This is a genomic window from Psychrobacter sp. NC44 (genome assembly GCF_904846655.1).
Lineage (GTDB): Bacteria > Pseudomonadota > Gammaproteobacteria > Pseudomonadales > Moraxellaceae > Psychrobacter.
This window is the reverse complement of sequence record NZ_CAJHBN010000005.1, coordinates 54,588-70,729: the sequence shown is the minus strand read 5'-3', so window position 1 is coordinate 70,729 and position 16,142 is coordinate 54,588. Positions and strand designations below refer to the sequence as shown.

Genomic DNA, 16,142 nt, shown 5'->3' with positions numbered 1-16,142 from the left:
CATCTGATGCCTTGCTTTTTTATGACTAATTTTTATAACTAACAAATCACTTTACTTGATAGTAGGCTTGATTGCTTTAATCAAAATGGAAGCCTGCACCAATCGAGCCGCCAGCATTACCTTGGGTATCAGCGGTGCCGTTTACCTTCATGACCCAACGACCATCATTGGATAACTTCGAGAAGCCAATAGCAACTGCACTTTCCCCATTGTACGTTCCTATACCGCCACCGATTAAGGATTTACCAGCGATGTAAGCTTGCGGTAGTGAAGACATTGCCATGGCGGCTGAGATACCAGCATTTGCATCGTCTTCGACTTCACCAATTTTATAACCTAGCTCATTCATGTTGTTGCCAAGTCTTTGACTAACAGCATCTAATTGACCCATATTCACAGCGTCTCTGGGTGCCATGCCATCAGCCACATCAGTGATCTTGTTGCCAGCGGCATTGATACCGCTTGCGGTCATACTAGGACCACCGACAATGCTGACACCATTATTATTGATTGTCGTATTGCCAGTTTTGACGCTATCGATATTAATATTACCGTTTAGATCAAACTTAATACTACTGCCTGCTGCTGTTGTGGTGATGTTATTACCACCTGTGAAGGTGAGGACACTGCCATCGCCTACTGGTTTGTTGATGGTAGCACCGCTATCAGCACCAAAATTGAGACCCGCATCTATTTTATCCTTGTTCACTTTGATATTGGTCGTATTAGTATCGATGTTTGTTTTATTCGTGGCAATATTCGTGGTATTGGTTTGGATATTGGTAGTGTTGGCTTGGATGTTTTCATTGATAACGACTTCTCCTTGCTTAATAGAAGCAATCGCACCGTCGATACTATTTTGACCAGTACCACCAATATTACTATTGGTAAAGGTACCATCTACAGGATTGTAGACTGTCTCACCGCCAATGATACTACTGATGCCACTGCCTTGTGCATAGAGCTGACCACCATTGATGGCATCTTTGCTACCTTCAGAGACATCGCCATTCACAACGTTTGTAATCTTAGTGTCAGCAGCATTGATACCCGCTTTGGTGATACTAGGTCCACCTGTAATAGTCAGCCCATTGTTATTCATAATGGTATTACCCGTCGTTACGCTATCTAAATTCAGGTCTGGATTTAAATCGAAGCTAATGTCATTGACGCCTGCCAATGGTGCAGCAGCACGTAGGTCAGGGCTAACATTATTGTCCGCTGATCTAGATACTTTAATATTACCATCTGTACTGTTCAAATCGATGGCGCTGCCTTGTTTGATCATAGTGGCAACATCACCCTGAGCCGTTAGTCCCCAACCTTGATCAAGGGCAAACGTCGTGGCGTTCAACTGTCCGACAGTCGCTGCATCTGTATCTGCAATACCAGCAGCTACATTGGTGATTCTGTTAAAACCATTGTCAAGACCACTACTGCTCAGTCTAACCGTTCTACCGGGACCATTACCAGTAAAGGTAAAGCCATTACTATTCATAATGCTATTACCAATCTGCATGCTACCCTCATTGCCTAAATTCAACTGGTTATTCAGTTTCACCTGAACACCCGTTGCTGAGGCCATCGTCGTAATGTTGCTATCACCAGTGACGTTGATGGTATCACCTAAAGCAAACTGCTGGTCGTTGGCACTATTGCCATCACCGATTTTGATGCCTTTGGCCACGAGACTATTGGTTGCTGACAATTGGTCGAAGTTTACCGCATCCTTACCTGTGGTCGCTTCTGCAACGTTAGTAATTTTATTGCCACCATTGTTCAGACCATTGGCTGAGATGCTGACACCGCTACCAAAGTTTGCGCTGTTAAGACCAGTTAAATCTTTCGCAAGTTTCACGGTCAATGTGCTGGTACCGTCAGCAACGACGCCAATGTTGTTGCCATTTGACAAGTCACTTGCCACGGTCGCGCCACCTTTGATTGTCAGCTTGTCACCAAGCTGACGATTAACGGTAGTACCCGTGTCACCATCGAAATCAAAACCTTTATCGATGGTCGTGGTCGTGGCTTGTAGTTGACCAAAGTTTACGGCATCGCTGGCTATTGTACCGTTAGCGACATTAGTAATTTGATTGCCACCATTGTCCAGCCCACTATTACTAAGTCTGACCGTTTGATTAGTCCCACCCGTGAATGTGACACCATCAGCGTTGACGACTGTAGTTCCTGTGGTCAAGCTGGTTGAGACTAAATCGGCAGCAGTAGCAACTTTGATACCACCATTGTCAGCGGTCAAGACAATATTGTCACCAGTAATAAAGTTGGCTGTATTATTGTCTTTATCCAAAGTCTTGACATCAGCACCATTGATTTGTGTCACTACCGTTTGCATCGCACTATCGGCTTTTACCAAGCTTGCCTTACTACCTTCGCTTAGATCAACTTGATAGTCGGTGATATTGGTATCAGGATCTTTGACACTAGTGCTAACTGTTAGTGCATTAGCATCTGCAGTAGAAACACTGGTGCCATTGGCATTGACAGTATAGACATCCTGTCCAGTATCGCTATCGTTTGAAAAGTCAACACTGGCAACATTCGTACCTTTAACTACTTTGGTTCTCGCTCCTGCGGCTGCCATCTGTACATCACCGATGTTTGCTGCATTGGTTTCCGTATTACCACCGCTTTTTACTCCCTTGATCTGGGTGTCGTTGGCATTGATACCAGTAGTAGAGATACTAACACCACCAAAATCTGCACTAGTGAGGCCCGTTAAAGTTGGAGACAGACCGAGAGCAATTCCATCGCCCGTTGATAAGCCAGTGGTGGTTAAATTGCTGTCTGTATCAAACTTAATTTCTTCACCCAAGGCAAAGGTTTTTTTGAGAGTACCGCCGCTGCTTGCATCATTCACATTAAACTTGATGCCTTTAGCAATATTGTCAGTGTTGGTACCAATATTGGTGGTATTGGTTGAGATGTTGTTAGTATTGGTCGTGACATTAGTATTAGTCGTTTCTAGCTGACTAAAATTCACCGCATCTTTTGCGTTAACCCCATCATCAACGTTAATAACTCTCTTATTACCCGCATTGACCCCGCTTTTGGTGATGCTTGGACCATTTAAAATGGTCAGACCATTGCTGGTTAACGTGGCATTGGTAGGGTTAAATATGCTTCCACCCGTTACTGTAACACCTGCACCACTAACGGTAGTGACGCCAGTAAGCACGCCGCCAGTGACAATACCTAGACCATTGACCGTTGTGCCGTTTAATAAGTTGCCAGTGCTAACGCTGCCTGTTGTACCTAGGTTTAAGTTGTCATTGAGCTCAACTTCGATTTTGCCATTTTTTACTCGGGTGTCGATGTTGCTGTTAGAGCCAACCACCTCAACGGCTTGTCCCAATGGTTTCTGTACTGTGTTACCATCAGCAGCTTTTAATGCAAAGCCTGAGGTGGATACACCAGTAATGGCACTATTCAAATCACCAATATTCGCCGCATTGGTTTCTGTTGTGCCACCGCTAGCCACTCCTGAGATGACTTTATCACCAGCATTGATACCAGTAGATGAGATACTAACGCCGCTATTAAAGCTTGCACTATCCAGACCTGTTAAGTTGTTGGCTAAACCAAGTTTGATTCCATCACCCGTTGATAAGCCAGTGGTGGTTAAATTGCTGTCTGTATCAAACTTAATTTCTTCACCCAAGGCGAAAGTTTTTTTGAGAGTGCCACCGCTACTTGCATCATTCACATTAAACTTGATGCCTTTAGCAATATTGTCAGTGTTGATGCCAATATTGGTGGTATTGGTTGAGATGTTGTTAGTATTGGTCGTGACTTGTTGGTTGGTATTAAATAACTGACCACCATTGATGGCGTCTTTGCTATTTAGACTGACCGTACCATTAGAAACATTGACGACCTTCTTATTACCCGCATTGACCCCGCTTTTGGTGATGCTTGGACCATTTAAAATGGTCAGACCATTACTGGTTAACGTGGCATTGGTAGGGTTAAATATGCTTCCACCCGTTACCGTGACACCTGTACCACTAACGGTAGTGACGCCAGTAAGTACTCCTCCAGTGACAATACCTAGACCATTGACCGTTGTGCCGTTTAATAAGTTGCCAGTGCTAACGCTGCCTGTTGTACCTAGGTTTAAGTTGTCATTGAGCTCAACTTCGATTTTGCCATTTTTTACTCGGGTGTCGATGTTGCTGTTAGAGCCAACCACCTCAACGGCTTGTCCCAATGGTTTCTGTACTGTATTACCATCAGCGGCTTTTAATGCAAAGCCTTTGTTAATAGTCGTGGTATTATTTCCGACCGCTTCATTGGTCGCATATAATTGACTACCATTCACGGCATCTGTACTAGCCGCAGTGACAGCTCCACCAGCGACGTTTTTGATCTGACGCTCAGATCCTACTACGCCCACGGATACTTGCGCACCCTCTCGTAACATACCCTTATCATCAATGACATTACCGGCGATATCATATACCACGCCACCAACTGTCATCGTCTTTTCAGAGCTTGCACTTGTTGCTGTTGTTGAGCCTGCACCTAAAGAGACTGAACCATCTTTGCTCGCTGATGCGCCAACACCGAACGCTGAAGAAGCCGTTCCCGAGGTATTGGAATGAACACCAACGGCTGTAGACAGATCACCTTTAGACAGCGATTTTGCACCAATGGCTATCGAGGCAGCACCTCCAGCTTCGGTATTGACATCATATTGATTGGTTTCTACCAGATCTTTACCTACGTAGGATTTGAAAACATCGTTAACTGTGCCACTATTTAGTGGTGACAATGGACTACCATCGATATTGGTTCTCGATGCAAAATCTAGATCATCACCGCCTATCGCGATCGAGGATGCCCCTCTAGACACGACGTTAGCACCGATAGCAATCGATTGCTCACCACTTGCCATCGTCTGTTGCCCAAATTCTGAGCTGCCAATCGCAATGGTTTGGCTACCAGTGGCTTTTGCATTTCCGCCCAGCGCCATGGCGTTATAACCTGTCGCTCCGTCGTTATTAGCATTACCGACAGCAGCTGAGTCCACGCTATAATACTTGGTTTTATTATTAGCGACAGTATTCGACAGCCCCGTTAGCTGAGCCACATTGACAGCATCACTGTCACTACTACCTGCTGCGACGTTTACAATCTGACGGTTGCCACCCGCTGCTCCTGTTCCTACAGAGACCGCGCCAAGCGTAACGCTATCCGTTGCTTGGATGACTGAGCTATCTGCTCCTACTGGCACAAAACCACTGGCACCACCAGCACGATTTGCAATAGAGTTTGAACCTAATGCGATGCCATTTACTGCGTTAGATCGAGAGCCGACACCAAAAGCAAGGCTGTTATCAGCAGTCGCTTTTGCATTACTACCAAAGGCAATCGTATCACTGCCAACTGCTTGAGTCTGTCCATCCGCTCTATAACCTACATTTGCTTGATCAGCCACTGTACCTGCATTTTCAAAATCAGTTGAACCAATCGCAATACCACGTTTGCCTGAGGCAAGTGCTGAATGACCAACAGCAAGAGAGCCTTGACCCGTTGCTGAGGAGACGTTACCAATAGCCTGAGCAAAGTCAGCAGTCGCTGCCGATTGACGTCCAAGCGCTAACGAGGTATTCCCATTAGAATACGCTGCCGCCCCAATTGCCACAGATGACCGACCAATGGCTTTTGCTTGAGTGCCTAGAGCAGTAGCGACGTCACCGGCTTCTGTCCCAGTGCCAATGGCGGTACTACCAGAGTTGTTTTGTGAACCACCCGTCCAAGTAAATGACGGATTGCCTCTATCGACCAGATTGAAGTTTTGCCCAGCGTCCGCTTCACAGCCAATGGCAACCGAATAGCTGCCTTCAGCATTCGCTTCAGTACTGTTTGTATTACAAGAAGAAATTGCCGTACCAGATCCCGTACCACCGCCGACATTCACTTGCGCAAAAGCTTGCGGTGACATTGTAAATCCAGCCGCCAGCATCCCTATGGCGATCGTGGATAGTCGGAAAAATTGGGTAGAAGAAAGATTAGAAGTCGTATTGATGGTCGCGTTTGCGCTCACGCTAGATTTGGAAGATTTGCCGCGCCCCTTTGCATATTCACCAACTGCGGTAAAACAGCTCAAGGCTTCATTCCATATTACTTTATAGATGCGGTTCATAGTGTGCACTCCCTTACAGACTGGTCAGATTTAAAAATCAAAGATAATATCCATCTTGCAGAGAGTCGATATCACAAAATAAAACACGTTATCGGCGGATAACGATTAAATGTTTTTTGTTCATCATTTATCTTGTTAACCAACAACTAACACTTTTTATCTTGAAAAGCCCTAATCGCTCTCTCTATATATTAGTATTACCGAATATATAGAGAGAGACAATGCCGCTCATCGGGCATTTATTACCGCTCATCCAATTATATAACAAAAAATGAATATACAGATGTTTTTTGCTCCTTGCTTATATTGAATGCTCCCACTTTTTTGAAATAATCCGCTTTGAAACTTAATAAAACACACGCTTATACACACACTTTAGAGATGTTTTAAGCGCGTGTTCGCCACTTTATGCTGCTCTTAGTCCCCTTCAGAGTTAACAGGCAATGTTATTTGCATCACCAGCCCTTGGATATCATCTTGGCGATTATAGACATGAATCTGACCCTTGTGTGCCATTACCACGGCATGAACGATTGCCAGCCCCAAACCATACCCCCCCGTTTCACGATGGCGAGCCGAGTCAAGCCGTACAAAGGGCTGAAAAATACGCGCCAAGTCCTTATCCGCGATGCCACCACCCTCGTCTGTGATGCTGATTTGAAGTGCAGGCTTATTGCCTTCCATCTCCACTTTTTTAATGTCAGCAATGACTGTTGAATCAGAGGCCGTATGCATAAAAGCATTACGAATGACATTTTCAAGCGCACTATGCAGCTGTTCTTGGTTGCCAAGCACAGTCCAAGGCGTTGTTGAATCAGTGGTAGATGAAGCGTCTGCCACCAATGCATGACTCGGCTGCCATTGCCAACGCACATTTTTATGCTGAAACTCAAAGCAAACGTCTTGTCCAATTTCACTAATGATGTCAGAAATATCAACCGCTTCGTTTTCTATATTGTCGATGGTATATTGCTGCATTTGTAGAGATTGAATATGAATGATTTGCTCAATCAACTCATTCATCCGCGCCGACTCTTTATCTATACGGTCGAGATAACGACTGGCATTCGGTGCAAAGTCGCGAGTCAGCTCAGTCGCAACGTCTAGACGCGCCAGTGGCGATCGTAGCTCGTGCGAGATATCACTGAGCATCTGTTTGCGTGCCAGCTCACTCTCAGCCAACCGTTTTGATAGTTTAGCCACGTCTTTTGCGAGTAAACCAAGCTCATCATCTCCCATTTTTGATAGGTCTGGGTGGGTCTGATAATCGCCATCAATCAGACGGTGTACGGTATTTTGTACACGGCGGATACGCTGAGTCATTGTACGGCTCAGCCAAATACAAACCAAGACGCTAAAAACGAGAATAAATAGCAAACGTATGGGAAAATTGCCACGTTGCAGCGCCATAACATCAGCAAAACGCAAATGCGGACGTAATTGTATAATGACAGACTGCTCATCTGGTAAGACGACCGTCACATCAGCCAGCTCAGGGCGACTGTCGAAATCAGCTAGCGTAGCGCTATTTGGCATCATCGGTTGCAGAATATGGTTTAAGAATGATGACTTATCATTCGACATTTTATTATTATCATCGTGACTATTAATCCTGTTATTGTCCACATTGGGCTGAGCTGCCATTGATTGCATTGATGGTTGCCCTACTTCACGCCGACTACCCTGCATACCTTTTTGCCTACGCTCATCTCTATTGCGATAACGCGGAAATATAATCGCCCCTTCTTCATCGTAAACACTTATCTGATTCATGAGTTGACGGTCCTGACGATACATCTGCTTAACTGTACTTAAATCACCCGCTCTTAATGCCTCAACCATTTCTTGACGCTTAATCAATAAACTATCAGTTTGTACGTTCATGCGAACCGTTAGTGCTTTTTCGACCAGCCAACGCTCCACCATGATCGATAAAATAGAGGTGATTATAATTGTTAATAATAGACTTAGAAACAAACGCCAAAATAGTGTGATTCGCACTTTAAACTTTGGGGTTTGCTTAAGCGTTTTATGGTTAATAGCTTTCTTGGAAGCGTTCATCGATGAGTCCGTCATTACAATACCAGCTGATAGCCTTTACCACGAACCGCTTTGATCGGCTCATCATGAAAAGGTTGGAATTTTTTGCGCAATCGCGAGACATGCACATCAAGGCTACGGTCGAACGGCTGTAATTCACGTTGTAAAACATGCTCTGACAGCCAGGCTTTGCTCACCACCTCGCCTTTTTGTTTCAGTAGCGCAACCAACAAATCAAACTCTGTCCCCGTCACTTGTAGTTCTATGCCATCTATCTGACAAAGCCGCTGGTTTTGATCCAGATGCAAACGACTCTCTGGTAGCGGCGTATGCTCTGATGTCGCTGCGCTGGTGCGTTTGATGACGGCATTGATACGTGCCAGCAGCTCTCTAGGATTGCAGGGTTTGGTAATATAATCATCAGCACCAAGTTCAAGCCCAATGATACGATCAATCTCCTCCCCTTTTGCCGTCAGCATAATGACAGGGATATCACTGATATTGGGTAATTGACGCAAGACACTCAATCCATCGATTTTTGGCATCATAATATCTAGCACTAACAGGTCGTAAGCAGCAGTACCATTAAGCACATTATTGCTCGCAGTTTTGAGTTTATGTATGACAGCCTCACCATCGTGAACGCAGTCGCATGTCACCCCATGATTGTGCAAGTATTCTTGTAACAATTGGGTCAATTCTTCGTCATCATCGCCTAGTAGTATGTGTGGCACATCTTTCTCCTTAAGCGTTAGATCGCTTTATGAGCCATATTATCAGTCAATTGCTTATGGATTCGCTATAAACGTTACCTTTCTTAATACTTCATAAATGTTCGTAACCTCTAACTGTCGTAATATAGCGTCTATCAGCGACAAATACTGATAACAAGCTGTGATGGATAGTGGCTATCCGGGGCACTTACTGTTCATAAGCTGATCAGATAAAAACTGACTTTTTCGCAACCAATAACGTATGCACCATAAATTAAGGTAACGATGATGAAAAAATTATTAATGGGCTCAGTATTAGCAATGTCTAGCATTTTCACCGTAACAGCTTGTACCAGTGTTAATGCAACCACTGATACCACACCAACGACCAGTAAAATGCAGCATAAAGATGGCATGAAAAAAGGTGGTATGAAAAAAGGCGGCATGAGAGGTCCAATGTCGCAACTAGATCTAACAGCAACGCAACAAGCGCAAATCAAAGCCATCATGCAAGCACAACACGGCGATCGTAAAGCTGACCGTACAAAAAACAAATTGGAACGGGCGCAAATGCAGCAACAAATGCAAGCATTGACCAATGCCAGCACTCTAAATACAGCAGCAGTCAATCGCTTAGCTGATCAGCAAGCGGCTAAAACCAAGCAACGCTTCATTGAGCGAGTACAGACTCAACATGCTATCTCTCAAATATTGACTGCTGAGCAACGAGCAAAACTTGCTACATTAAAAGCTGAAAAAATGGCGAAAGGTCATAAAGGCTCAGAGCACGGTAAAATGCATGGCAAACCACATCAAGGCATGTAATTCGTCATTAATAGACTATTTTGCATTCATGCTGAATGTCCTATAAGACTGATTATTAACACATAAAAAAGCGCATCGTATAAACGGTGCGCTTTTTAGTTTTCAAAATTTTTCTTTATATAATTAATTACAACCAAACTGGTTGCATGAGTAATTAAAACTATTTCCATCACTATCGCTACCATTATGGTAAGTATAAGACCCAATCTGGCGAGAAGTTTTGTTCCAAGAACTCCCATCAGCACTAGCACCATTAGTATAAGAGGTATCACCAATTCTATTAGTATTTTGGTTCCAACTGCTTCCCGTACTACTATTATAGCCAGATGTATATGTTGTATTTCCTACTCTGTTATTTGTATATGAATTTCCACTTGCATCAGAACATGTAGAAAAAGATGAGCTACCAATACATCCTGCTTGGGCAGATCCACATGCAACTATAGTGAAAATAAATCCTACTAAAAACTTTTTCATAACCTTCCTTTTTTAATATCAATATCATTCAATTTTTGAAGTTTCAGAACATAGCAATTTAAAACATAAAAACATTACTCTAATCAACCGAACCCAACTTCTCTTTAGCCATTGGCATGACACTAAACATCATTTTGCCCATCGCAGTACCATTGCCATCACGATAATACTGCATCAACTCGCTGCCATACTCGCGCACATCAATACTATTACTGGCATTAGGCACTTGTACATCACTTGGTAAATTGGGAAATGCCATGTTTTTGGCGCTTACAGCGGAATACTGCTGCAAAACATCTATGACCATATTATTAGAAGTAGTTTCACTCGGAAGCTCACTGCGCAGATGCTGCCATTTGAGCTGACCACGCTTATCAAATCCATACAACTCTTGCGTCTCTGCATTTGATAGCATTGCACTTTCTGCCGTCTTTTCTTTTGCCTCTGCCATTGTTTCCTCTATTGTCTCACTGCCACTATCCACATCACTATCTATGTCACTTTTTATCATTGCCAATATTTGCTGCGCCAACGCTTTACTGGTAAATTTCCTAGCATTTGTGTCGCTTGCCTCGTCAGCCGCGCTTTCTTTGACCAGTTCTGGATATCGCTGACTCATCCGCTCGTAGACGATGCGCATATAATCTTGATAAAACTGCTCATAACTCTCAGCGCTTTGTACACGGCGAATAACTTGGTTACTTGCCAGCATTGCTGGTAGCTGATGCGCGGGCAGCTTGGGAGAGAGCGAGGCTAGCGTATTAGGGGCGACATAATCAAACTGGCTAATCGGTGCGGCATCAAATGTGGCGTCTAAGGCTGCAAAGTGGCTTTTTATCAACTCACTACCAAAGCCTTTGGGTAAGGTGCCGTCATCAATGGCCAACTTTAACCACTTATTGCGCCACTTTATGCCGAGCTTGTCATCTAACAGTTCTGAATTAAACATCGCAAAATTATCTGCCCATAGATAAATATTACCGTTTTTCAAATCCAGATAAATTGGCTGATTAACACTGCTTTGATGGTTGCGTGCTTGATACTGCACGCTCGCCAGCATCGTCGCCTTGCCAACCATTGGCTGATAAACACCTTGCGCATTGATAGACAGCGGCTTTAGCACATAAGCATCTAGCAACTTTGCTTTTTTGATATCTTGCGCTGTCGATCGGTCGTCGTAATTGTCAAATAACTGTTGGTAAAACGCTGGCACATTGATTTCACTATCATATTTACTCTCTACCCATGCCTCATAGGCATCCGTACACTCAAGATAAGTGTCTTTGAGCACCGTTCGCTGAGCATCATAATCTGCCGCCAAAATATCTTTATTTTGCGCTTCTGCTTGGGTAATTAAGGTGGCATACGCTTGATCGTGTGTGTCTTCGCAGTATTCATCGATATAAACTGAGGCGACTGGCGCTTTGGCATCTATTTCCATATTTATATCGCTAAACTGCTGCTCGTTACTGATCTCCAGATTGCTATGGTAACTAAAAGACTGTCGGCGCTGTTTCTGTAACGCAGTCGCCAACGCTGTCTTTGCTGCCACTGGCGTTTGCTTGGCAGTCATAGCATTAGATTGGTCAAGACTGGTAGATTGGCAGCCCGTTAATAATAGTGCCCCTGTTACCAATGCACCAGCAAATAGGCGATTGCCATTAAGAACTGACGCAAGGCTCGCTGACGAAAGACGACTTGCAATGATTTGATGTGATTTTTTCATTTTTTATCCTTAATAAATATGGGCTTGAACATGACAAGATAGCGTTATTGATCATCTACCCTGTTGTCAGCATCGTCTTCAATACCAGTGTCATCTTGACTATCAGCACTGTCATATTCTGCTGCATCATAGCCGCTATCACCATCTGCATAATCGCTACCATAGTCATCATCCCTGCTCCCACTATAGTCATAGCGGGCATCACGTGCCGTTTGCAGTCTGTCTTTTTGTTGACGCTGCTCTGCCATCCATGCATTGCCATCGATAGCAGTTTTAGCATTTGCGCCAAAAGACTCAGCCAATAAAGGCGTTAGTGCATGTTTACTAAAACTGCTTTTATCATAGCGTACTTGATTCAGCACGCTGGTTGTCGAACCCATCAAGTCACCACCGATATTTACCCGCTGCTGCTTAGCAAGCAGGCGATCGGCGCTATCTAAATAATAGTAATTTATCTGATTAAAAGAGATTGGACCTATGGCTTCAATTAGCTGCAAAAGCGAACCTACATCCGCACTTTGGTAGCCTTTATTGTATAGCTGCACTTTCGCAAGCGCGGTTTTTAGCATAGCGCCATCAGGATATTTCTGTGGATTGGCATCGACATAATCCTGTAGCGAATTTGTCATGTATTTTAGGGTTTTGCCAATCATCTCACCGCTTTGCTTGCTGCCGAAATAGACTTTTACCGCTCGGCTCGCACCGACTTCTTTAGCAAAAGCATCACTGCGAATATCTACCGCGCTAAAGTGCTCAGACGCTAGCTCTGCCATGCTGCTCTGTACGGCAGCAATGGCGGCATCGTAAAGCACTGCTGGCGGCAGCTGCGCGGTAATACTCTCAGGCAACCCAAAACTAACAGTATGTGAGGTCATTTGGTTAGGTAAAGGGGTGTTTTCAGGATTAACCAATGCCACAATAGGCATGATTGCTGATGGGTCTACCGTAACTGTACTATGGTTAAAATCGAACGCTAGCGGTATCTGTATAGATGAGCTAATCGTTGGTGTCACATAATCATAGCTATAGACGCTTTGCAGTTGTCGCTGTTTGGGTTTGTACTGACTGACACTATTGAACGTTAAATTTTGATATTGATAAGCATTTGACGCGGCTATCTGTTCAGGCGTGCGATGGAACATACTCAGCATTTGACCAATGACGCCCGTAGATGTTGCTGATTGGCTACCTTGTTCTACATCCTCTGGTTGTTGTTTAGCCGTTTGTATGGCTTCATACTGCTCTATCATGCTTTTTGGGTTTAATTTTGATAACTTTGAAAAAGCACTGTCTGATTCATAATCATCGGTGTCATAGTTCCCTTCGCCGTAACTCTCTGATTGATAGTCACTGCGACTATAACCGTTTTCGTCATAGTTAACATCCTCTACAACACAGACTTCATAAGCGTCATCGTCCTCATTGTCATTGCATTTATTCGACTCTGCACTTACCGCTGCTAACTCTGCCATAGCCTCAGTTTGCCTGTCCTCATAATCACTTTCATCATAGTCACCGTCAGGCTTATAAGCATAGGCTTCTATAATTGTTCTAAGCAAGCTACTAGAGCCTGCATCAATGCTGTCTGGAGCAATAAAAGGAACGGCTTGATAATTGGCTTGCGAGACTGCTACGTGTTCTGTTGCCAGATGCTGACGAATAGCTGCCAGTAAATGTGACTTTGCTTGATTGTCAGTATTGGGATATTTTTCTTGGTCAAATAATTGCTGATAACGCTCAGATTTGGCTGTGAGGCTGGCATTAAATGCGCGTCCTTGTGCTTGGCTCTGTGCACTATCGGCGGTACTAAAATCAATCATACTTTTTGATGCCGCAGTCGACGATACCGCTGGGCTTGATTGACAGCCCAAAAGAGCCAGAGACGTAGTGCCAACCAGCAAGGCGATAGACGTCAATTTACCTACCTGAGATACATGGTCGTTATTATTGATAGACGAATGATGACTCGTCATCTCAGAGTAGCGCTGTCGATTATGATTATTAATATGATTTGATGACATAGTAATCTCTTTGTATAAATAGCCAGTCTATAATTAGTGTACATTAGTACCGTTATTTATATCACAATGCGTTACAATTTAGTAAAATTAGAACCTATTTATTAAGAAAATACTTAGATTTTTTTATACAAAACAACTTTCTCACTATGGCTTTCTCGCTCAAGTAAAAAGGACTTTACAATGCCAACCTCGATATCAAAAAACAACATACGCACTGCTGACAATAATCCTCAAAGTAGAGCAAATATTAAAGCGGCTATTTTGTTAATCAGTAGCACATTTTTAGTATCACTATCTGCTCACGCGCTTGAGCCGACAACCAATCAATCAACTACTATCAACCAAACATCGATTAACACTAGCGCCATCAATCTCGCGATTATGGCTGATAATCCTACTGTAATATCTGAAACTCAGCGTGTGACAAGAGCCAAAACCACTACCCTCACTTCCACGATTAACAATGCCAATGCCGATCAAGCCATCTATTCTGAAGATGCGATTCACCACCCTGTTTGGGCAAAAAACGGCATGGTCGCCACCCAAGAAGCCCTCGCCTCTGATATTGGACTCAAGATTTTAAAAGACGGTGGTAATGCGGTTGATGCTGGAGTCGCCGTTGGCTTTGCCTTAGCAGTAACTTTGCCGCGCGCAGGCAACATTGGCGGTGGTGGATTTATGATGATTTATGATGCCAAGCAAGGCAAAACGGTGGCACTCGATTACCGTGAAAAAGCACCGAGTAGCGCCTCGCGTGATATGTATCTCGATGAGGATGGCAATGCGGTCAGCGACTTGTCTCGTTATCACGGTCTAGCAGTTGGCGTACCGGGAACGGTCGCAGGATTACTTAAAGCATTAGAAGATCATGGCACCATGAGCCGAGGACAAGTGATGGCACCAGCGATTGCACTGGCTGAGGACGGTATAGAAGTCACAGCAGGTCTGTCTGAGTCACTCACAGCATTAAGCGATCGCATGCAAAAATGGCCAAGCACCAAAAAGGTATTCTTTAAACATGATGGCAGCGCCTATCAACCCGGTGAGCGCTTAAAACAGCCTGAATTGGCAAAATCGCTTAAGCTGATTGCCGCAAAAGGCGCCGATGGATTCTATAAAGGAGAAACCGCAAGTAAGTTGGTCAAAGCGGTCAATGAGGCTGGCGGTAGCATGAGCTTACAGGATTTAGCCAACTATGAAGCCATAGCCCGCGAGCCAGTCAAAGGCGATTATCGTGGTTATGAGATTGTCTCGATGCCACCGCCGTCTTCTGGTGGTATTCATATTGTGCAAATTTTAAACATTTTGGAAGGTTATCCGCTAAAAGACTATGGGCAAAACAGTGCGCAAACCATTCATTTAATGGCTGAAGCAATGCAGTTGGCTTATGCGGATCGCTCAGAGTATTTAGGTGATTCTGACTTTATCGATGTGCCTGCCAGCGGTTTAGCTTCTCAGGCTTATGCGGATAAACTGCGCACCTTAATCAATCCAGACAAAGCCACGCCAGCGTCTACCATCAAAGCCAACAACCCTCTACCCTATGAGAGTGATCAGACCACGCATTTCTCTGTTGTCGATAAAGAGGGCAATGCGATAGCCAATACTTATACGCTGAACTTTTCTTATGGCACAGGTCTTGTCGCTGAAGGTACGGGGATATTGCTCAATAATGAAATGGATGATTTTTCTGCCAAACCGGGTGTGCCAAATGGTTATGGCTTAATCGGCGGTGATGCCAATGCCGTTGAAGCCAATAAACGCCCATTATCTTCTATGAGTCCGACACTGGTTTTTAAAGACAGTAAACCATATATCGTCACGGGTAGCCCTGGTGGTAGCCGCATCATTACCACTGTCACCCAAATAATCTCGAACGTCATCGATCATGATATGAATATCGCTGAGGCCACTCACGCACCGCGTATCCATGACCAATGGCTGCCTGATGAGATTCGGGTCGAAAAAGCACTGAATATTGATACGGTTAAAAAGCTTGAATCAATGGGTCATACGGTCAGTCCAAAATCAGCGATGGGCTCAACCCAGTCGATTATGATCACGCCAAATGGTGTCTACGGCTCGTCAGACCCACGTATCGTCGATGCGGCGGTGGTTGGATACTGATTTAACTTTTACTTGATATGTATAAATAAAAAACGCTCTCTATCATA

General features: G+C 44.2%; 8 protein-coding genes. 2 read left to right on the top strand and 6 right to left on the bottom strand.

Annotated elements, in window-relative coordinates; all coding sequences use genetic code 11:
- Positions 1-76 precede the first annotated feature (76 nt).
- The 3 genes from JMX95_RS05365 to JMX95_RS05355 form a co-directional block, all read right to left on the bottom strand.
- The gene (locus tag JMX95_RS05365; protein ID WP_198330804.1) at positions 77-6,166 is read right to left on the bottom strand and encodes a YadA-like family protein; all 6,090 of its coding nucleotides are present in this window, start codon (positions 6,164-6,166) and stop codon (positions 77-79) included.
- 417 nt (positions 6,167-6,583) lie between these two features.
- A complete protein-coding gene (locus tag JMX95_RS05360) occupies positions 6,584-8,227 on the bottom strand; it encodes a sensor histidine kinase (protein ID WP_227675977.1) in 1,644 nt (547 codons plus the stop codon).
- 14 nt (positions 8,228-8,241) lie between these two features.
- Positions 8,242-8,940 carry a response regulator transcription factor gene (locus tag JMX95_RS05355; RefSeq protein WP_198330802.1) on the bottom strand — a complete coding sequence of 233 codons (699 nt, stop codon included), beginning with the start codon at positions 8,938-8,940 and terminating at the stop codon, positions 8,242-8,244.
- 267 nt (positions 8,941-9,207) lie between these two features.
- On the opposite strand from JMX95_RS05355, the gene JMX95_RS05350 reads away from it, so the two are divergent.
- Entirely contained in the window at positions 9,208-9,744 is a 537-nt protein-coding gene (locus tag JMX95_RS05350) for a Spy/CpxP family protein refolding chaperone (RefSeq protein WP_198330801.1), read from the top strand.
- A gap of 123 nt (positions 9,745-9,867) precedes the next feature.
- Here JMX95_RS05350 and JMX95_RS05345 read toward each other — a convergent pair whose 3' ends face one another.
- The 3 genes from JMX95_RS05345 to JMX95_RS05335 all read right to left on the bottom strand — a co-directional run bounded on the left by JMX95_RS05345 (position 9,868) and on the right by JMX95_RS05335 (position 13,968).
- Positions 9,868-10,221, bottom strand: a complete 354-nt coding sequence (locus tag JMX95_RS05345; protein WP_087945579.1) for a hypothetical protein — start codon at positions 10,219-10,221, stop codon at positions 9,868-9,870.
- Positions 10,222-10,300: 79 nt separating this feature from the next.
- A complete protein-coding gene (locus JMX95_RS05340) occupies positions 10,301-11,947 on the bottom strand; it encodes a hypothetical protein (protein ID WP_198330800.1) in 1,647 nt (548 codons plus the stop codon).
- 44 nt (positions 11,948-11,991) lie between these two features.
- Positions 11,992-13,968, bottom strand: coding sequence for a hypothetical protein (locus JMX95_RS05335; protein WP_198330799.1), 1,977 nt, complete (start codon positions 13,966-13,968; stop codon positions 11,992-11,994).
- 180 nt (positions 13,969-14,148) lie between these two features.
- Here JMX95_RS05335 and ggt point away from each other — a divergent pair, with 180 nt between their 5' ends.
- A complete protein-coding gene (gene ggt / locus JMX95_RS05330; RefSeq protein ID WP_227675976.1) occupies positions 14,149-16,095 on the top strand; it encodes a gamma-glutamyltransferase in 1,947 nt (648 codons plus the stop codon).
- The last annotated feature ends 47 nt before the right edge of the window (positions 16,096-16,142 follow it).